Genomic DNA, 19,004 nt, shown 5'->3' on the forward strand with positions numbered 1-19,004 from the left:
ACCCTTCACAGCGACCTGGAGAATAATTGCCGCTACGCCTACGGCCGGTTCAACCCGGTGCGATCGGCTTGTCTCGGTACTGCGGACAAGTACTACCTGGCGGTGATTGCCTTCGGTGATGACGACGCCTGAGTAGTGGTGCCGGGCGGGCCAATTTATGGCCCGCCCGGCACCACCGTAACTACTTTCCAGGACCGGACCGCCGGTCCAGGCTCGATAATCAACGACAACGAACAGGGAGATTCTCTATGCTGGCGAAACGCAGCCCGTTGTTCCAGGTCATCGCCGCCACGTCCATCGCGGTGCTGTCCGCAGCAGCGTGGCTAGGATGGCTTGGCTGGGACGACGAGTACCAGACCGACCCGGTCACGGGCGTTGAGAGCGGCCCCTACCAGGCGTGGCAGATTGCCGGCTGCGCTCTCACCCTGCTGATCCTGCTGATCGCAGCAGTGCTCGGCCGCGTCCGGGCGCTGTACGCCTCGGCCGCCCTGACCCTCGGCTTCACCGTAGCTTGGACCATCCAGGCGGCGCTCAGTGACGACAGCGGCTTGTTCGCAGTCGGGACACTCATGCTGCTGGTCGGACTCAGCGTGGCCTGCGCGATCGTGTGCGCCTTGCTGACCGGCCTGCGCGACCGCGGAACGGCCCACCGGTCCTGACACCCCGATTCACGCATCGCCGCCGAAGCCCGCCGGACGTTCGCCGACCTCGCCAGCCTGCTCGACGCCATCAACCCGCTGCCCGGCCGGGCCTGGCCACGTGTGGTGGCCGGCCCGGGGCTCACGGAGCAGGGGAGTACTGATGGACGCGGCGAGAAGAGCGAACACCACGCAACTCCCGTGACGTTCACGATCGCGCCGCGCGCCGACAACTCAGCCCTTGAGGGCGTCGAGCAGAACCTGGTGGACGTACGTGTTCGGGTGCTTTCCGGTGAAGCGTTCCGAGCGCGGCCCGATCGCCGTCACCGGCACGTCTGAGCCGCTGTGGCCGCCGGTTGTCCAGTCCAGGTTGAAGGTCAGGTCGCTGCCCTTGACCGGGAACGGGCCGTCCTCGGCCGACACCCCGTCGCCGGATTCGTCGCCGGTGCCCGGGTCCTCGACGACCAGGCCGCCGGTCTCGTGGTCGCCGGTCACCACGACCAGGGTGCCCGGGTGGGAGGCAGCGTACGCCCGGACCAGCCGGACCGTCTTCTCCATTTCGCCGAGGGCCTGCAGCATCCGCGCCCCGTTGTTGTAGTGCGCGAACTCGTCGATCCCTTCCTCCTCGACGACCAGGAAGAAGCCCTTGCGGGAGCCGGAGAGCAGGTCGAGGGCCTTGCCGGTCATGGTGGCCAGGCTGACCGGCGGATCGTACTTGTCGCCCTGGCCTTCGGACGCGATCTGGAACAGCTCCTCGTTGCCGAACAGGCCGAGTACGGGACCGGATCGGGCCGCGGCCAGTTGGGCCGGGGTGGACACGTACCGGTAGCCCTGGGTCTGCGCCGCGCTGATCAGGTTGCCCTGGGAGCCGCGGCTGCCTTCGGCCGGGTCTTCGGCCGGCTGGTCGGGGTAGGCGCCCGGGGTGCCGGCGGGCAGCCACCAGTCCTCGCCGCCGCCGAGGATCACGTCCGGCTTGCTGTGCTGCAGGTATTGCCGGGCGATGTCGTCCTGGGCGTACCGGTTGGACGTGTTGGCGAAGAACGCGGCCGGTGTCGCGTCGGTGACCTGGGCGGTGGTGACCAGCCCGGTGGCCTTGCCGGCCGCTTTGGCCTGGGCGCCGAGCGTCGGCAGGGGCTTGCCGTCGACGTCGACGCTGACCGCGCCGTTGAACGTCTTCTGGCCGGTGGCCCAGGCGCTGGCGCCGGCGGCTGAGTCGGTGATCGGCGAGTGCGGGTCGTGCGGGCTGGTGGTCAGCTGCCCGGATACGGGCAGGCTGTCCATGATGAGCTGCCCGTCGAAGCCGGCGTAGTAGAGCCGGGCGGCTTCGCGCTGGGCGGCGGCCATGCCGTCGCCGTTGATGAAGATGATGTTGCGGACCTTCTCGGGGCCGCTGACCGGCTTGATCAGTGCGGTTCCGGCCAGAACGGCGGCGACCACCGCGGCGACTCGGCTGTATCGGCGTAACAAGGATTCCTCCTGGTCGGCGCAATCGGAGGGAACCGACCGTATCGCCGGATCCGCGAACCCCGGCCGGGCTCGGCAGCTTCTTGCCAGCGTGCTGCCCGCGACCGTTGTGGACAGGTAAAACTGCACCGACGAAGGGGGAGCGATGGATGTCAGCGTGATCATGCCGACCCGGGACAAGGCCCGTTTTCTGGAGCGCACACTGGAGTCGTTGATCAGGCAGGAGACCGCTTCGTCGTACGAGATCGTGGTGATCGACAACGGATCGCGGGACGAGACCGCGGACGTGCTGGAGCGTTATCGGCGCCTGGATCCGCGGGTGAGTTCGCGGTTCCTGGCCGAACCGGGCCGGGCCGCCGCCCGCAACCTGGGCATCGCGGCCGCCCGTGGCGAGATCATCCTGTTCATCGACGACGACTGCATCTGCCCGCCCGACCTGATCCAGGCGCACGTCGATCGGCAGCGGACCCCGGACGCGGTGGTGCTCGGCGCCCGCCGCGAGGTCTTCTCGGTGCTGCCGGCCGACGCGGATCTGGTCGCCGCGGTCGGTCCGGCCGCGGCCGCCGTCGACCACAGCGTCACCGCCGCCCCGGCCGCCTACGAGCGCGTCTGCCTCTGGGACATCTGGGACATCCGCCATCGGTTCGACGCCATCGTGGCCGCCTCCGGCCTGCACGAGAACGCCGCCCGGGCCGAGCACCTGGACCTGATCGCGACCGGCGCCAGCGTCTCGCCGTGGCTGAGTTTCCTGACCTGCCACGCCTCGGTGCCGGCGGCGCTGTGCCGGGAGGTCGGCGCGTTCGACGACGGGTTCCTGGGCTGGGGCGAGGAGGACACCGAGCTCGGTTACCGGCTGTGGCGGGCCGGGGCAACGTTCCAGGCGCTGACCGGCACGCCGGTCTACCACCAGGTGCATCCCCGGGCGCAGAGCGACGCCACCCGGGACTGGTTCGACAACTACCGGCACGCCGCGGCCAAGCATCCGGGGCCGGACTGGCGGCTGCGCTGGCGGCTCTCGCTGGGCTATCTGACCCATCTGGAGTACGAGGAGACGATCCGCGCGGTCCGTGCCGGTGATCAGGAGCGGGCGGCGACAATCGACCGGCAGTACGAGACCTTCGTTCGCATGTGGCCGAAGATGAGGAGGTAGCCCGATGGACGTCAGCGTGATCGTCCCGACCCGGGACAAGGCCCGCTATATCGAGCGCACCCTCGAATCACTGATCAATCAGAAGACCACCGCGGCGTACGAGGTGGTCGTCGTCGACAACGGTTCGACCGACGAGACCGCCGACGTGGCCGACCGGTACCACCGGCTCGACGAGCGGGTCCGGGCGATCACCGTGCCCGAGCCGGGCCGCTCGACCGCCCGCAACGCCGGGATCACCGCCGCACGCGGTGCGGTCGTCCTGTTCATCGACGACGACTGCATCTGCCCGCCCGACCTGCTGCAGTCGCACGCTGATCTGCATCGGACACCGGAGACGGTGGTGCTGGGCGCCCGCCGCGAGGTGTTCTCGCTCGTCCCGGTCGACGAGACATTGGCCGCGGCGGTCCAGCGGTCGGGCGCCCGCCTCGACGACCGGCTGACGGTCACCGGCGACTACCCGGCGGCCCACCTGTGGGACGTGTGGGACATCCGGCACCGGTTCCCGGCGATCGCCGCCGCGTCCGGGACATGGCCGACCACCGACGACACGGTCGAGCACCTGCGGCTGGTCGAGTCGGGGGCCAGCGCCGCGCCGTGGCTGGGCTTCACCAGCTGCCACGCCTCTCTTCCGGCGTGGCTGTGCCGGGACGTCGGTATGTTCGACGGCGGGTTCCAAGGCTGGGGCGAGGAGGACGCCGAGTTGGGTTATCGGCTGTGGAGGGCCGGCGCGACCTTCCGCGCGCTGCCCGGCGTGTCGGTCTACCACCAGGCCCATCCCCGCCGGCGCCGGCAGGACACGCAGAGCTGGTTCCGCAACTATGTGCGGGCGACCGAGAAACATCCCGGCCCCGACTGGCATCTGCGCTGGCGCCTGTCGCTGGGCTACATCACCCCGATCCAGTACGAGGAGACCATGCGCGAGGTTCTGGCCGGGGACACCCGGCGTGCGGCGTCGATCCGGAAGCAGTACGAGACGTTCGTCCGGCTGTGGCCGGGCATGCAGTACGGCGCCGGGCTCAAGCCGGCCCGGGCCGTGGCGGTGTCGTCATGATCGCCGAGGTGCTGCACAGTCTGAAGCTGACGCCGGACGAGCCGGTGGCCGCCCTGGAATCGCGGTCCGGCGCCGGCCTGCATCCGGTGCGGACCGCGGCCGGCGAGCCCGCCTTCCTCAAGGTGACCCCGGCCGCCCTGGGCGCCGACGCGCGCGCCGCCGCCGGCCGGGAGCTGCGGTTCTACACCGAGATCGCGCCGGCCGTGCCGATCCGCGTTCCCCGGCTGCTGGACGTCGCCGAGACGTCCGAGGGCGTGGCGTTGCTGCTGGAGAAAACCGGAAAGACTGTGGACGTACGGTCGTGGACGCCCCCGCTGTGGACGGCGCTCGGCCGTGACCTGGCCGCCCTGCACGAGGTCGCCGTCCCGTCGGGCTGGTTCCGCCCGGACGGGCTGGCCGAGTCGCTGGACGCGCCCGACCTGTCGGTGGCCCAGCGGTTCTGGGAGCCGTCGCTGGCCCGCGTGACCGACCTGATCGCCGGGCGCGACGCGCTGGTCAAGGCGATGGAGGCGGTGCCCGCGGTGTTCGTGCACGGCGACTGCCACACCGAGAACATCGTGGTCGACGGGGACACCCTGGTCCTGCTCGACTGGCAGGTCTGCGGGCCCGGGCGGCCCTCCGGCGACCTGGCCTTCCCGAACGTGCGGGCGATGCCGGCCGGGGTCACCGCCCCGGCCGAGCTGCTCGACTCCTACCTGCGGCACCGGCCGGACGACCGGGCCACGCTGGAGCTGGCGATCCTGGCCGAGGAGCTGAGCATGTACGTGTTCCAGTGGCCGCCGTTCGCCGCCTACAACACCCCGTCCGGGGTGCAGCGGGTGCGGCGCCGGGCCACGGAACTGGCGGCACGCTGGTTCGCGGAGACGAGCGCATGAGACTGCTCTTCATGCCGTACCCCTCGCAGTCGGGCACTTGGGGTTCGACGGTTTATCTTCTCGCCATCGCGCGCGAGGCGCGCCGGCGCGGCCATGAGGTGATCTTTCAGGCTTGCGCGCCGGCGGCCCGGCTGCTGTCCGACAACGGCTTCCCGGTGTACGACTTCGTCGGCGCGAGTGGTCCGGGGGCCAGTGGCGCGGTCGACGACATCTACGACGTGCTGACCGCGCTGGGCATGGACGACGCGGCGTACTGGCAGTACCTGCTCGATCAGGAGCGAACGGTGATCGAAGAGGTCGGGCCGGACGTGATCGTCGCCGACATGCGACCGACCGCCGCGGTGTCGGCCCGGCGCAGTGGCGTGCCACTGGTGAACCTGGCCTCGTTCGGCACCGACCCGCGCACCCAGCGCCGGCCGGCCGGGCACCCGCTCGACGACATCGCCCGCGACGCCGCCCGGGAGTATTTCGGCGACGCCGTCGACTCGCTGTGCGACCTGCTGTTCTGGAACGCCGACCGGAAGATCGCGACCAGTTTCCCGGAGTTCGAGCCGGAACTGCGCGACGTGCCCGGGCTGTCGTACATCGGCTATCTCGACGGCACCAACCGGCGCGGGCTGGACGGACTGCCGCCGCGCCCGGAACGCCTGGTCCTGGCCTATCTGAGCACGGTCGGCTGGCACTCCGCGACGATGGTCCGGTCGCTGGCCCGCAGCGCCGAGCTGGCCGGGGTGCAGGTGTGGTGCGTGACCAACGCCAACGGCCGGATGGAGCAGGTCAGCGATCATCTGTGGTTGGCCGACTACCTGCCGCTGGACGAGCTGCTGCCGGAGGCCAAGGGGCTGCTGTTCCACGGCGGGCAGGGCACCGCGCTGGCCGCGCTGTTCCACGCCGTGCCGTCGATCGCCTGCCCCGGGCAGAACTACGAGCGGCGCTACAACGCAGACCGGGTCGAGGCGCTCGGGTGCGGGGTGCACGCGTCCACGCTGGATCTGCGGCCGTCGGCGCTGTCCGGGTTGCTGGCCCGCATCGCCGACGACCCGGCGATGCGGGAGTCGGCGCGGGCGGCCCAGGCCGTGCTGCGGACGATGCCCGGCCCGGCCGGTGCGGTCGACGTGCTCGACGACCTGCGCCAGGCCTCGGTCGCCGGCTGACCGCCGGTTCCGGTCAGCTCCCCGCAGCCGCTTGCGCGACCCGGCGATCGGCCCGTCGAGGTGAACGTGCTCGGTGCGAGCGCCGGGATCAGGCCCGGGAGCAGCACGTATGCTCCGGCTGTGCTGATCGGGCTGGTGCTCGGCTCGACCGGGATCGAGCGCGACGGGACCGCGGTGGACCTCGGTGGCCCGCTGCCGCGCCGGCTGGTCGCTGCGCTGCTCGCGGCCGAGGGGCGCCCGGTCTCCGAGGACGCGCTGGCCGAGGCGGTCTGGGGTGACCGGCAGCCGGCCAGCCCGGGGGTGTCCCTGCAGGCCTACGTGTCGCGGCTGCGGCGTGGGCTGGGCCGCGACGTGCTGCTGCGGGCCGGCGACGGCTACCGGCTGCTCGTCGACGACACGGACGCGGCGCGGTTCACCGCCGATGTGCGGCGGGGCCGGGAACTGCTCGACGATCTGCGGCCCGGCGAGGCGCTGCGCGCCTTCGAGGCCGGGCTGGGCCGGTGGCGCGGGGAGGCGTTCGCCGACCTTTGCGAGACGTACGCGGGAGCCGCGCTCGCTGAACTGCGCGCGGTCGCCGTCGAGGAACGCCTGGCCGCGCGACTGGCCGGCGGTGACGCGCCCGGGGTGGTGGCCGAGTTGGAGGCGGCGACCGACCCTGGAAGCGGCGGTCGCCTGGAGCGTCGAGCTGCTGGCCGAATCCGACCGGGCCCTGCTGCTGCGGTTGTGGCCGTTCGAGGGTGGTTTCCCGCTGTCCGCCCTCGACGACGACCTGGAACGGCTGTCGGCGCTGGTCATCCGCTCGGTGGTGGTGGCCGACACGACGCTGAGCCCGGCCCGGTACCGGTTGCTGGAGATCGTGCGGGCGTACTGCCCCAAGCACGACCCGGACCCGGCGGCCAGCCGCGCGGCGCATAGCGCCTGGGTCCGCGCGCTGGTTGAGCACCAGGCGCGGCACCTGGGCCGGGAGCACTCTCTGCACGCGGTGCGCACCCTCAACCGGGAGCTGGCCAACCTGCGGGCGGCGATGCGGTACGACCTCGAGGACGCGCCGGCCCAGGCGTTGCGTACGGCCGGGTGGCTGGCCTGGTTCTGGCATCGGCGCGGGCACGCCGGGTTCGCGGCGCCGCTGTTGCGGGCCGCTCTCGACGCGGCCCCGGACGCGCCGGTGGCCGACCGGGCGCGGGTGCTGCTGTGCCTGGCGACGCTGTTCACGCAGACCGGGGACCGGGCGGCGGTGTGGCCGGCGCACCGGGCCGCGGTCGAGCTGCTCACCCCGGCCACCGATCGGGAGAGCCGGCTGCTTCTGGCCCAGGCGGCGTACTACGCGGCGCTGTTCCTGACCAGCGAGGGATCCTTCGACGCCGCGGTGGCCAGCGCGCGCGACTCCGTCGACCGGGCGCGGGCGATCGGCGAGGACTGGTTCGTGCCGGCCGCCTCGGTCGCGCTCGGTGCGGCGCTGGCCGGGGCCGGGCAGGTGGCGCAGGGCCGCGCGGTGCTGGTGGGCGCGGCCGGGGATGCGGCGGCGCTCAAGCAGGACTGGACGGTCGCGCTCAGTGGCCTGCACCAGGCCCGCAGCCTGCTGATCGGCGAGGCGGAACCGCGCCGGGCCCTCGAGGTGCTGCGGCCGGCCCTGGCCTGTTTCACCGCGGAGGATGACGTCACCAACACCCTGGCCGGGCTGCGGATCGGCGCCCTGGCGCTGGCACTCGAGGGGCGGCCACGCGAAGCGGCGCTCCTGCTGTCCGGGATTGATCGCTGCGCCCGGCGGCGTGGCCTCGGCCCCGTCGAACCCGGATTGAGCCCGGACCTGGACGCGGCGCTGAGCGGCGTCGACCGGGCCGAGGCGGCCGGGGCCGGTGATCGGCTCGACGAGCGGCAGCTGCGGGCGCTGCTCGACCCGCGCTGAACGGCCCGGCTGCATGCGCGTTGCACGCGGTTTGCAAAGGGCGCCCTCGAGCATCGGCGCATGAGCACAACCCCACCCCCCTTCACCGGGCCCAAGACCTGCGACGCAAGCGGGATGTTCGAGATCCACCGGACGCTGCAGCAAGGCTTCGACGAGGCCGTCGGGCTGGTCGACGGCGTCCGGGACGGGACGGTGACACCGGGCACGCGGCGGCGGTCGCGACCCAGCTGCACTTGATCTCGAACGTGTTGCACGCGCACCACGAGGGTGAGGACGCCCGGCTCTGGGACATGATCGATACACGGGCGCCGGCCTGTTTCCTGCACGTGGAACGGATGAAGGTGCAGCACGAGGCGATGGGCGTACATCTCAAGGCTCTTGATCTGGCTCTGTCGGCCTGCAAGGCCGCTGCGCGGCGGGCCGACGCCGAACCGATCCGGGTTGCGCTGCGTGGGGTGTCGGCGGCGCTGGCGGCGCACTTCCCGGACGAGGAGAAGAACATCGTTCCGGCCATCGAGCATGTGGTGTCGCAGCCGGAGATGGAGTGGTTCGGTCAGCACGGGCAGCGGGCCACGCCGAAGGGACAGGGCTGGAACATGGTCGGCGCGATCGTCTCGGCCCAGCCCGACGGGGGCCGGGAATGGCTGAAAAAGCACATGCCGGGGTCGCTCGGGCTGGTCTGGAAGTTGATCGGGGCGCCGAGTTATGCGCGGTTCCGCGCCGCGGTGGAGGGACGCCGGCGCTGAGCGGGCTCGCGCCGGCGCGGGTGCGGGTCAGAACTCGTCGAAGTCGAGCAACTTGGCGTAGGCGCCGCCGTTGAGCCCGTCGCGGTAGTGCCGGCGCAGCGCCGCGATCTGTGACCCGCCGCTGATCGCAAGGTCGTCCACCGCGGACACCTCGACCAGGTCGGCCAGGGTTCCGGCCAGTGCGACACCGTCGGCCGCGGTCAGGGTGGCCAGCGGGATCGGCTCGCGGGCGAACGGGATGCCGGCCTCGGCGGCGATCCGCTCGATCGCGTCGACGGTGATCGAACGCAGACAGCCCTCCCATTCCGGCGGGGTGAGCACCCGGCCGCCGTGCTCGACCAGGACGGCCGCGCCGGCCGCCTCGGCCAGCCGGCCCTGGCGGTTGAGCAGCAGGGCGTCGTGGTATCCGGCGGCCTTGGCGGTCAGCCGGGCCAGCCGGGTCAGCTGGTAGTTGGCGATCGCCTTGATCTGCGGCGGCAGCTGGTCGGCCTCGGGGCGGCGCAGCGCGGAGATCTGCGCCCGGATCGGGGCCGGCTCGGTGTCGTCCTGGACGAACGCGGCGATGGTCAGACTGTGCGGGCCGCCGTCGCCGGTCACCGCCGCGCCGAGCAGCATCGGGCGTACGTAGGCGATCCGCCCGCCGGTGGCGTCCAGTTCGGCCGCGGCCACGGTGGCCGCGGCGGACAGGATCTGTTCGGGCGTCCAGCGCAGTGTCAGCCGCAGTGCCCGCGCGCTGGCGTACAGGCGCTGTACGTGGGCGGCGCCGCACAGCAGCCGGATCCGGCCGTCGTCGCGGCGGTCGGCCCGCATCCCCTCGAACACCGCGACCGACCGCATGATCGCGTCGGACATCAGCGGGACCGACACCTCCGTCCACTCCCGCAACGCGCCGTCGGCCCAGACCGTGCCGTTCTGATTCACGCTCACCACATCTCTCCTTCGTCGGTAGCGCTGTGATCGAGGTAGTTCCAGGACCGGGTGAGCGCGGCGAGCCGGGACTCCAGCCGGCCCAGGGTCCGCGGCAGCGCGAACTGCGCCTCGGCCCGGGCGCGGGCGCCGCGGCCCAGGTGCAGGCGCAGCGCCGCCCCGCTGAGCAGGTAGTCGAGTTTGTCGACCCATTCGTCGGCGTCACCGGCGCGGGCCAGCATGCCGTTGCGGGTGGTGCTGACCAGGTCCTGGATGGCCGGGTCGTCCACGGCCAGCAGGGCGCGCCCGGCCGCCATGGCCCGCAGCACCGCGAGGGTCTCGTCGGTGTCCGGGCTGGGGGCCAGCACGGCGTCGCACTGGGCGTAGTGCCCGGGCAGCGCGGCCTCGGCCAGGTCGGCCACGGTGGTGTCGGGCCGGTCCGCCCACAGCTGCTTGACCTCCGGCGGTGGTTCGCCGGGCCCGGTCAGCACGGTCAGTCGTGTGGGCCGGTCGAGGCGGCCGAGGACCGCGGCCAGGAACGCCTGCGGGCCGGGTGGGGTACGGGACAGGTCGCAGAGCAGGCGCAACGGTTCACCGCCGGGCGCGGGTGGGGCGGTGAACGGGTCGAGCCGCAGGCCGGGCGCAACGACCACGGTGCGGTGCGGGTCGGCGCCGGCGCGGATCGCCACGTCGGCGTGCCGTTCCGACTCGGCGATCAGCAGCGCTGCCGGCAGGTGCTGGGCGAGCAGCCGGGCGTACCCGGGCGGGGTGTCCGGATCGGTCAGTCCGGGCGGCAGCATCAGGGCGAGCGGCACTCCGAGGGTCTCGGCGAGCACGGCGGCGACCGGCGGGGCGGCCGGGCCGAGCGACAGCACCACGTCCGGCCGGGCCGGGAAGTGGGGCAGCGGCCGCTGGGCGTCGACCGGCCAGGTCAGTTCCGGGCCGGGCGCCACCACCTGGTGACCGAGCTCGCGCAGGCCGTCGGCCAGCGTTCGGGGATCGCGGGACCAGTCGGCGGGCTGGGCGGCCGAGTCGGCGACGACGGCGATGATCATGTCCGGTCCTCGGGGTAGAGCGTCGAGCGGCGCACGAGCGCGGTCACCTCCCATTCCTCCGGCCCCCAGGTGGCCTCGGGCAGCGTGGCGGGCGGGGTGGCGTCGGCGTTGGTCCGCGCGTACGGGGTGACGGCGTCGGCCAGCCGCTCGGCCAGCAGTGGCGCCAGGGTGAGCTTGCCGGGCACGCCGGCCACCACGTTGCGGTACGGCGTCGGCGGCAGTCCCAGGTCGGACACGCCGAGCGCGACCCGGCGGGCCGGTTCGGCCTTGATCGCCGGGTAGATGCCCCAGAGCGCGTCCGGCGCGTCCCACAGGCCGGGCAGGTAACGCTGGACGGCCGGGCGGATCCCGGCCAGCCAGTTGGCCCGGCAGAGCGCCGGCTGCGCGGACGGCATGTAACTGATGAAGTTGGACAGCAGCAGATAACGGTAGGTGTCGGTGGCGCGGGGCACCGCGAACAGGCCGAGCGCCTCCTGCCCGGGGATCGCGAAGCCGGTGCCGGTGACCGCGGCCGACCGGACGACCAGCATGAACGACAGCCGGTGCAGCAGGTCCGGGGCGGGCATGAGCGGGCCGATCCCGGCCCCCGCGGTCAGCACGTACGCGTCGGCGACCAGCCGGGCGGTGCCGTCCGGGGTGCGCACGGTCAGCCCGGCCGCGGTCCGTCCGCCCGGGTCGGGTTGGATCCGGATCACTTCGGCCTGTCGCAGCGCCACCGTGGACCCGGCCAGCGCCGTGCGCAGCGCCCGCAGCGGGACGAGGGCCTGTTCGGGCCGGCCGCCGGGGATGTGGCACTCGGTCAGTGGTGTGCCGTCGCCGGCCAGTGCGGCCCAGCGCCGGGCGCCGGCCTCCAGCTGGTCCCGGTCGGCCGCGGTGGCGTCCGGGTAGACGCCGCCGCGGTGCAGCCAGCCGTGTGCCTGCCCGCTCTGCGCGCAGCACAGTGTGCCCCGTTCCAGGACCAGGGCGGCGACGCCCCGGCGATCAAGTTCGAGGGCGGTGAGCAGCCCGGCCGCCCCGCCGCCGACGATCACCACGCCGGGCCAGCGGATCACCTCAGACCGTCGCATGGTCGGCCACCCGGATCCGGGTGATATAGGTCAGCCGGTGCCCCTGCCCGGCGATCCGGGTCTGGAAGGCGGGCAGCCGGCCGAGGGGGATCCCGCAGTACCAGGAGCGGGCCGGTCCGACCCGGATGCCCACTTCGAGCCAGTGCGGCACGTCGGCCAGCGGTTCGGGCAGGGTCGCCTCGACCGCCGAGCACCAGGCCGGTTTGACCGTGGTGCCGATCGCCGCCGACGCGCCGTCCTCCAGGGTGAAGGTGAGCGCCTCGGCCGAGCCGGTGGTCGCCACCACGGTGGTGTGCCCGCAGGACACCAGGTAGCTGTCCGGGGCGAGTCCGGCCAGCAGGGTCCGGGTCCGGTCGCGGGCGCCGAAGCGGACCGTGCCGGAACGCGGATCGACCCAGGCCGCCGCGTGGGCGAGACGGAGGGGCGTTCGGATCAACACTTCTCACCGCCGTTTCAGGACGTGGCGCCGGTGTAGCGCCGCAGGCCGCGCCGGAACAGCAGCAGGGCCAGGGCGACCAGGCCCACCGTCAGGGAGACCCCGGCGACCAGCGAGGTGACCGGGTCGTGGCCGGTCAGCGCCTGGGCCGGGAGCGTGATCATGCCGGCCAGCGGGATCACGTAGGTCAGCACCGTCTGCAGTGACCGCCCGTAGACGCCGGCCGGGTAGCGGCCGACGTCCCACAGCGAGGCGGTCAGCGGGGCCAGCTCGAACCGCCCGGCCCAGAAGCCGAGGCTGGCTACGACCAGCGAGAACGCCCAGGAGAGGGCGACCGCGCAGCCGATCAGCACCACCGCGACCAGGATCGCCGCCGGGCCGGGCCGGTACGGCAGCCCGGCGACCCCGGTGATCAGGATGCCGAGGCCGAGCAGTGTCTGGCCCAGCGCCAGCGGCGTCTGTTCCCGGCAGGTCACCGAGAACCAGGTCGGCGCCGGGCGCAGCAGGACCTCGTCGAGCGTGCCGTCGCGGATGGTGCCGACGAATCGGGACAGGCTGGGCTCGATCAGCGCGGCCCGCACCCCGGAGACCACCGCGAAGATGCCGATCAGCACCAGCGCCTGGGCCCGGGACCAGCCGGCCAGGCTGGACGTCTGGTGGTAGACGGCCAGGGTGGTCAGCAGCGCGGTGACGATCCCGATGACCGACTGGGCGACGTCGAAGACGAAGTTCACCCGATGCGCGAAGCTGCGCCGCAGGGCCAGTGAGAAGGTGGCGCCGAGCAGCCGGAACAGTCGCATCTCAGCCTCCCACCGCAGTGAACCGGCGCAGGCCGCGCAACCACAGCGTCCGGGCGGCCAGGCCGAGCAGCACCAGCCAGCCGATCTGCACGATGGCCGCGGTGCCGGCCTGGACCGCCTGGCCGGCCGCCGCGTCGGCCGGCAGACCCAACATGGAGTAGAACGGCAGCAGACGCGCCAGATCCCCCCAGAACGAGGGCAGAAGATTGATGGGTACGGCGTTGCCCCCGAGCAGATAGAGCGTGGTCGTGCCGAACGCGGTGATCGCGTGCACCCGCTCGGACCAGAACGCGGTCATCGCCAGGCACCAGGTGAACAGGAACCGCAGCAGGCCGGCGCCGAGCCAGAACGGCAGCGCCACGAGCAGCGCGCCGGGCTCGAAGGGGACCGTCAGCATCGCTCCGACCAGCACGATCACCGGCACCGCGACCAGGCCGATCCAGGCCCGGACGGCCACGTTCTCGCTCAGCGGCAGCATGATCACCGGCTGCGGCTTGACCAGCTCGTCGGCCAGGGTGCCCTTGTAGATGCCCTGGGAGAAGGTGTGGTTCTCGTACGACGCAGTGGTGGCCACGGTGAACAGCAGCGCCAGGTAGTAGGTGGACACCTGGGCCGAGCCGGGGAAGACGGTGCGCCAGACGGCCAGCCCGATCAGCGGCGGCAGGATCTGCCCGGCGGCCAGTGCCACGACGAACCACCAGGCCCCGGACCAGGACAGGAACTGGCGTACGACGCCGAGCCGGAACAGTTGCAGCAGGCGGGTCATCGGGGCTCCCGCCGGTAGATCTCGTCCATCAGCACGTCCAGTGGCGCCTCGCGGACGCTCAGGTCCAGGACGGTGGCCCCGGCCAGCAGTCGGCCGATGGTCGGCGCGACCTGGTCGCGGGCGACGCTCAGCTCGTAGCGGCCGTTCTTCTCGACGCCTTCGAGGCCGTCGGGCAGGGCGGCGCCGTCGGCCAGTCGGACCTCGACGAGCTTGTCGTGGCGGACCCGGTCGGTGAGGCCGGTGAGGTCGCCGTCGTACAGCTTGGTGCCGTGGTTGATCAGCACCACGCGCGGGCACAGTTCGGCCACGTCGGTCATGTAGTGGCTGGTCAGGATCATCGTGGCGCCGGTGTGCACGACGTACTTGCGCAGGAATTCGCGGGTGCGTACGGCGGCCGAGACGTCGAGCCCGATCGTCGGCTCGTCGAGGAACAGCACCTGCGGCCGGTAGACCAGGGCCATGGCCAGTCCGGCGCGCATACGCTCGCCCAGCGACAGCGCGCGGACCTGCCGGTCCAGCAGCCGGCCGATGCCGAGCAGTTCGACCAGCTCGTCGAGGTTCTGGGTGAACCGGGCCGGCGGCACGTCGAAGACCAGGCCCTGGTAGCGCAGCGAGTCCATCACGGTCAGTTCGGGCGCGCCGCCCAGCGGCTGGCTGCCGCGGACCAGGGCGATCCGGCGCAGCTGCTCGGGCCGGCGCTGGAACGGATCCTGGTCGAGGACCCGGGCGGTGCCGCCGGTCGGTTTGAGGATGCCGGCCAGGATTTTCATCAGGGTGGTCTTGCCGGCGCCGTTCGGGCCGATCAGGCCGACCGATTCGCCCGGCCGGACCTGCAGGTCGACCGCGTCCAGGGCGGTCACCGTGCGGATCTGCCGGCGCCAGAGGCTGCGGAACGCGGCGCCCAGACCCGACTCGCGCACCGGCACCCGGTACGTCATCGACAGGCTCTCGGCCCGTATGCCCAGTGGTTCGGTCACAACCAGCCCTCCAGGAACAGCTGGTCGTCGCTCGGGTTCCCGTCGTAGGCGGCGGCGACCCGGGCGGCGACCTGCGGTGCGAACTTGAAACCGACACCGGAGCAGGCGACCAGTGCGGCGGTGTGCGCGGTGGAGCGGCGCAGCACGAACCGGTCGCCCGGCGGCAGCGTGTAGGCCCCGCGGACGCTGGTGTGCCGGCGCATCGCGCCGAGTGCGGGGAAGTGCCGGCGCAGCGCGGCCAGGTCGCGGCGAGCGATCGCGGCGTCGTCGAGTCCGGCCGGTGTCGACCAGTGCCCGAACTGGACCGTGCCATGGTCGTCGACCGGCAGCGCGCAGAACCGTTCGTCGTCCGAGCCGAACAGGTGGAAGGCGTGCGACGGGAAGGCCGGGAAGGACGCCACCTGCATCACCGCGCGTTCGGTGCGCAGGCCGGGGATCCGGGCCCAGCCGGGCAGCGTGGCGGTCCACGCCCCGGTGCAGAACAGCACCTGGCCGGCGTCGACCGTGTGGTCGCCGACCAGGACCCGGCCGCCCGGTGTGACCTGCGCCGTCTCGCCGAACATCAGCCGCGCTCCGCGCTCGACGGCCCGGGCGCGCAGGGCGCGGACCGCCGCGGGGGCGTCCAGCAGGCCGCCGTCGTGGCTGCTCGCGCCGGAGCCGTCGACGGCCGGCAGAGCCCGGAATGCCGCCGGGGCCAGCGTGTGCCACTGCTCGAGCGCGTCGGCGGGCAGCCCGCGGACCATGCGCAGCGGGCCGGCCGACGCGCCGGGCAGCTCGTGCTCGCCGGCCCGCTCGATCCCGAGGATGGTACGGCCGGTGGCGGCCAGGGCGTGGGCGCTCGCACTGCCGTACACCCCCAGACCGATCACCGCGATATCGACTTTGGTCATGATAAGCGGCTTCCGTAGAGGTTTGTCCATAGTTATGCTGCTAGATGTATTTTGCGGAGAGGGGACCGGAGAATGAGTGATCGGAACTACGTGCAGACCTTGACCGCGCCCGCGGCCGGGGCGGAGGGGCTCGAGGCGACCTCGGCGACCCTGACCTACTTCGGCGTCAACGTCGCCCGGCGCGTCGGGCTCACCCCGGCCGACGTGCGCAGCCGGTTCGACGACTCCCCGTTCGTCAACGCGTTCATGAGCACGCCGTTCGGCGGGGCGGCGATCATCACGCTGCCGCTGACGTACATCGAGATGGTCCGTGACCCGGCCGGCGCGGTGCGCTACGCCCAGGCCGGTCTGGACCTGGCCCAGCAGCTGGGCGCCCGGCACGTCTCGCTGGCCGGCCTGCTGGCCTCGGCCATGGATTACGGCAACCGGCTGGACGCGCCACCCGGCGTGCTGACCACCGGGCACGCCACCACGGTGGCCTCGGTCCTGAAGACCACCGCGGCGGTGCTGGCCACCGCCGGCCGGTCCTGGGCCGACGAGACGGTCACCGTGCTGGGGATGGGCTCGATCGGTCAGGCCACCGCCGAGGCCGCGCTGGCCGTCCTGGGTAAACCGGGCCGGCTGCTGCTGGGCGACCTGGCGGCCAAGGAGCCGTCGGTCCGCGAGCTCGGCGCCCGCCTGGAAGCCCTGCATCCCGGACTGGACTGGTCCTTCGTCAACCCGACCGGCGCCGAGGGCGAGCTCTACGAGTCCACCCTGGTGATCGGCTGCACCAGCACGCCGAACGTGTTGCAGGTGGACCGGCTGCGTCCCGGCTGTGTGGTGGTGGACGACTCGGTGCCGCACTGCTTCGACGTCGACCGGGCCTACGCCCGGTCGGCCGAGGCCGGTGACCTGATCCTGGCCAACGGTGGCCTGCTGCATCTTCCGCAACGCTTTCCCGTCCGTTCCTACGCGCCGCCGCTGCTGCACGAGGGGCTCGGCTGGCCGGCCGGGCTGGACCAGGGCGAGACCCTGACCAGCTGCTTCCTGTCGCCGCTGCTGATGGCTCTGGAGCCGGCGCTGCCGGCCACCGTCGGCCTGGGCGTGCCGACCTCGGCTGTGCTGGCCAACATCGAGGTGCTGGACCGGCTCGGGATCACCGCCCCGCCGATCCGGTGCGGCGGCCGGTCCCCGTCGGCGGGCTACCTGGCCGCCTTCGCCGACCGGTTCGGAGGCCGGTCCCGGTCCTGACGGACCGGAACCGGCCTCCCCGGTGGCCGCCTGCTCAGGGCAGGCGGTCATACGGCGCCGAGCCGCTCACGACCATGACGACCCGGTCGTGGGCGGCCAGCCGGCCCTCGGCCGCGGCCTGCCGCAGCCCGGCCCAGCAGATGAAGGCCGACTTCTCGTTGCGGTAGTCCAGCGGGATCCCGGCCTGCTCGCACACCTCGGCGAACAGCGCGGCCTCACCCTCGACCCGGGACGCTCCGACCGGGTCGATCCGCGAGCCGGTCCGGGTGACCAGGTCGCGCATCAGCGGCAGGGTCCGGTTCGGGTTGGTCGACTGCAGGGTCGGCTCGAACGCCTGCTCCGGCGCCACCATGTCGGCCAGGTCGATCTGGTCGCGCCCGTCGCGCAGCGCGGCCCCGAGCAGCCCGGCGTCGGCCGCCTGGAACAGCTGGTACGAGTGGTCCCCGACCGACGGCAGCCCGGCCGCCCGGGCCCGCTGGATGCCGCGCTCGATGCCGAGCGGACCGTAGCCGCTGGCGATGGTGACGGCGATGACCGTGCCGTCGGCGGCGTGCTCGGCGATGGCCAGGCCGAGCGGCGCCTTGCCCTCGATCTTCCACTGGCTCGGGGTCAGCCGCAGCGCGCCGTCGGTGCGGCTGTGCTGGATCGCCGCCTCGGCCGCGTCGGCCATGTTGCCGGGCACGGCCACGATCTGCGACTTGCCCATCGTGGTGGTCGGGCACTTGTAGGCCGACGCCTGCGGGACGAACCCGGTGCAGACGATCCCGATCCGTTCCAGGTAGTACTGGTAGGACCGGGCCGTGTTGCCGGAGCTGTGCATGCAGACCGAGGCCAGCTCCCACTCCTTGCACTTGGCCGCCAGCAGCACGCCCTCGTTGTCCTTGAACGTGCCGGTGTCGTTGAGGGTCTGCGGCAGCAGCCGCACCGAGGCCACCCCGAGCGCCTCGGCCAGCCGAGGGCTGTCCACCGGGCGCAGGGCGTGGGCGTTGCTGCGCAGGTCGTCGGCGTCGGCCACGGGCAGCAGCGCGGCGTAGCGCCCGACCCCGGGCACGTCGGTGACCGCCGACGCCCAGTCGCGCATCTCGTCGAGCTCCGGGGTGAGCGGACCCCCGCAGCGCACGCACTGCCACTCGTTCGGGCCGTCCACGACCCCGGAACAGTCCCTGCAGGCGAGTCTCATTTGACCTCCTCGATCACTAGTTGCCCGCTGGCCTCGCGGCACAGCCGCAGGACCTCGTTGACCCGCTCGGAGACCGATTTCGGGTCGTCGTGCCGGTCGGCCAGCGCCGCGCCGCCCATCGTGAAACCCCAGGCCCCGGCGGCCGCGATGTCGGCGATCTGTTCGGCGCCGCGTACCCCGCCGGCCACCAGCACCGGCACCCCGGACGCGTCCACGGTCTGCCGCAGCAGCTCCCGCGGCGGGTAGGTGGACTGCCGGTACGGCATCAGCACCAGCCCGGCCACCGCCGGCGCCGCGCTCAGCCGCCGGGCGTCCGCGCTCAGCTGCTCGGGCGTGCCGGTGAGCACCAGCGGGCTGCCCGACATCTGCCCGGCGAACGGCCAGTACTGCGGGGCGCCCGGTCCGGACAGCGCTTCGGCGGCCCGCGGGCTCCAGGCGCCGACCACCTGGTCGACTCCCAGGTCGAGGGCCAGTTCGTATCCGCGCTCCTGGCCCTTCTCGCTCATGTCGGCCAGCTCCAGCAGCACCGATCGGCCGTCCTCGTGGGCGGCGCGGGTCAGCTCGCGGATCATCTCCGGGTCGGCGCCGACGTCCTTGACGGCGATCGTGCGCAGTTCGTCGGCGACCAGGTCGCGGTACACCTGCAGGGCATCCGGGATGGTGACATCCCGCTCGGTCAGCATCAGGACGAAGTTCACCACGTTGTCATC

20 protein-coding genes are annotated in these 19,004 nt (G+C 72.7%); 9 read left to right on the plus strand and 11 right to left on the minus strand.

The window, feature by feature from the left end; all coding sequences use genetic code 11:
- The first annotated feature begins 248 nt into the window (after nt 1–248).
- Nucleotides 249–659: a hypothetical protein gene (locus Acy02nite_RS44155; RefSeq protein ID WP_203755579.1), complete on the plus strand. Its 411-nt coding sequence runs from the start codon at nt 249–251 to the stop codon at nt 657–659.
- Between the two features lie 213 nt (nt 660–872).
- On the opposite strand, the gene Acy02nite_RS44160 is transcribed toward Acy02nite_RS44155, so the two are convergent.
- Nucleotides 873–2,105, minus strand: a complete 1,233-nt coding sequence (locus Acy02nite_RS44160) for an alkaline phosphatase (RefSeq protein WP_239175856.1) — start codon at nt 2,103–2,105, stop codon at nt 873–875.
- 142 nt (nt 2,106–2,247) lie between these two features.
- Between Acy02nite_RS44160 and Acy02nite_RS44165 the strand changes: the two genes are divergently transcribed.
- The 7 genes from Acy02nite_RS44165 (at nt 2,248) to Acy02nite_RS44190 (ending at nt 8,984) form a co-directional block, all read left to right on the plus strand.
- Nucleotides 2,248–3,252, plus strand: a complete 1,005-nt coding sequence (locus tag Acy02nite_RS44165; RefSeq protein ID WP_203755585.1) for a glycosyltransferase family 2 protein — start codon at nt 2,248–2,250, stop codon at nt 3,250–3,252.
- Between the two features lie 4 nt (nt 3,253–3,256).
- Nucleotides 3,257–4,303, plus strand: coding sequence for a glycosyltransferase family 2 protein (locus Acy02nite_RS44170; RefSeq protein WP_203755588.1), 1,047 nt, complete (start codon nt 3,257–3,259; stop codon nt 4,301–4,303).
- A complete protein-coding gene (locus Acy02nite_RS44175; protein WP_203755591.1) occupies nt 4,300–5,178 on the plus strand; it encodes a phosphotransferase family protein in 879 nt (292 codons plus the stop codon). The genes Acy02nite_RS44170 and Acy02nite_RS44175 overlap by 4 nt, the downstream gene beginning before the upstream one ends.
- Nucleotides 5,175–6,332, plus strand: a complete 1,158-nt coding sequence (locus Acy02nite_RS44180; RefSeq protein WP_203755594.1) for a nucleotide disphospho-sugar-binding domain-containing protein — start codon at nt 5,175–5,177, stop codon at nt 6,330–6,332. The genes Acy02nite_RS44175 and Acy02nite_RS44180 overlap by 4 nt, the downstream gene beginning before the upstream one ends.
- A gap of 120 nt (nt 6,333–6,452) precedes the next feature.
- Entirely contained in the window at nt 6,453–7,247 is a 795-nt protein-coding gene (locus tag Acy02nite_RS44185) for an AfsR/SARP family transcriptional regulator (protein WP_203755597.1), read from the plus strand.
- A 1,051-nt stretch (nt 7,248–8,298) separates the two neighbouring features.
- On the plus strand, nt 8,299–8,475 hold the full coding sequence (locus Acy02nite_RS47690) for a hypothetical protein (protein ID WP_344820580.1): 177 nt from the start codon (nt 8,299–8,301) through the stop codon (nt 8,473–8,475).
- Complete coding sequence (locus Acy02nite_RS44190) at nt 8,472–8,984, plus strand: hemerythrin domain-containing protein (RefSeq protein WP_344820581.1); 513 nt, start codon at nt 8,472–8,474, stop codon at nt 8,982–8,984. Before Acy02nite_RS47690 ends, Acy02nite_RS44190 begins: the two co-directional genes overlap by 4 nt.
- Nucleotides 8,985–9,011: 27 nt before the next feature.
- Here Acy02nite_RS44190 and Acy02nite_RS44195 read toward each other — a convergent pair whose 3' ends face one another.
- From Acy02nite_RS44195 to Acy02nite_RS44230, 8 genes are read right to left on the minus strand one after another with little or no spacing between them, the layout of a single operon-like run.
- Nucleotides 9,012–9,911, minus strand: a complete 900-nt coding sequence (locus Acy02nite_RS44195; protein ID WP_203755603.1) for an aminotransferase class IV — start codon at nt 9,909–9,911, stop codon at nt 9,012–9,014.
- Entirely contained in the window at nt 9,908–10,945 is a 1,038-nt protein-coding gene (locus tag Acy02nite_RS44200) for a glycosyltransferase family 4 protein (RefSeq protein WP_203755606.1), read from the minus strand. Before Acy02nite_RS44200 ends, Acy02nite_RS44195 begins: the two co-directional genes overlap by 4 nt.
- The gene (locus tag Acy02nite_RS44205; RefSeq protein ID WP_203755609.1) at nt 10,942–12,012 is read right to left on the minus strand and encodes an FAD-dependent oxidoreductase; all 1,071 of its coding nucleotides are present in this window, start codon (nt 12,010–12,012) and stop codon (nt 10,942–10,944) included. The genes Acy02nite_RS44200 and Acy02nite_RS44205 overlap by 4 nt, the downstream gene beginning before the upstream one ends.
- A complete protein-coding gene (locus Acy02nite_RS44210) occupies nt 11,999–12,448 on the minus strand; it encodes a hypothetical protein (protein ID WP_203755612.1) in 450 nt (149 codons plus the stop codon). Before Acy02nite_RS44210 ends, Acy02nite_RS44205 begins: the two co-directional genes overlap by 14 nt.
- A 17-nt stretch (nt 12,449–12,465) precedes the next feature.
- Complete coding sequence (locus Acy02nite_RS44215) at nt 12,466–13,248, minus strand: ABC transporter permease (protein WP_203755614.1); 783 nt, start codon at nt 13,246–13,248, stop codon at nt 12,466–12,468.
- A 1-nt stretch (nt 13,249) separates the two neighbouring features.
- Nucleotides 13,250–14,014 carry an ABC-2 family transporter protein gene (locus Acy02nite_RS44220; protein ID WP_203755617.1) on the minus strand — a complete coding sequence of 255 codons (765 nt, stop codon included), beginning with the start codon at nt 14,012–14,014 and terminating at the stop codon, nt 13,250–13,252.
- Nucleotides 14,011–14,991, minus strand: a complete 981-nt coding sequence (locus Acy02nite_RS44225) for an ABC transporter ATP-binding protein (protein ID WP_203755619.1) — start codon at nt 14,989–14,991, stop codon at nt 14,011–14,013. Before Acy02nite_RS44225 ends, Acy02nite_RS44220 begins: the two co-directional genes overlap by 4 nt.
- The gene (locus Acy02nite_RS44230) at nt 14,988–15,881 is read right to left on the minus strand and encodes an FAD-dependent oxidoreductase (RefSeq protein WP_203755621.1); all 894 of its coding nucleotides are present in this window, start codon (nt 15,879–15,881) and stop codon (nt 14,988–14,990) included. Before Acy02nite_RS44230 ends, Acy02nite_RS44225 begins: the two co-directional genes overlap by 4 nt.
- A 72-nt stretch (nt 15,882–15,953) precedes the next feature.
- Between Acy02nite_RS44230 and Acy02nite_RS44235 the strand changes: the two genes are divergently transcribed.
- Nucleotides 15,954–17,114: a hypothetical protein gene (locus Acy02nite_RS44235; protein WP_203755623.1), complete on the plus strand. Its 1,161-nt coding sequence runs from the start codon at nt 15,954–15,956 to the stop codon at nt 17,112–17,114.
- Nucleotides 17,115–17,148: 34 nt separating this feature from the next.
- Here Acy02nite_RS44235 and Acy02nite_RS44240 read toward each other — a convergent pair whose 3' ends face one another.
- Both Acy02nite_RS44240 and Acy02nite_RS44245 read right to left on the minus strand, forming a co-directional pair.
- Complete coding sequence (locus Acy02nite_RS44240) at nt 17,149–18,294, minus strand: pyridoxal-phosphate dependent enzyme (RefSeq protein WP_203755625.1); 1,146 nt, start codon at nt 18,292–18,294, stop codon at nt 17,149–17,151.
- The gene (locus Acy02nite_RS44245) at nt 18,291–18,995 is read right to left on the minus strand and encodes a hypothetical protein (protein ID WP_203755628.1); all 705 of its coding nucleotides are present in this window, start codon (nt 18,993–18,995) and stop codon (nt 18,291–18,293) included. Before Acy02nite_RS44245 ends, Acy02nite_RS44240 begins: the two co-directional genes overlap by 4 nt.
- Between the last annotated feature and the right edge of the window lie 9 nt (nt 18,996–19,004).

Origin of the sequence: Actinoplanes cyaneus (assembly GCF_016862095.1) — a bacterium.
Lineage (GTDB): Bacteria > Actinomycetota > Actinomycetes > Mycobacteriales > Micromonosporaceae > Actinoplanes > Actinoplanes cyaneus.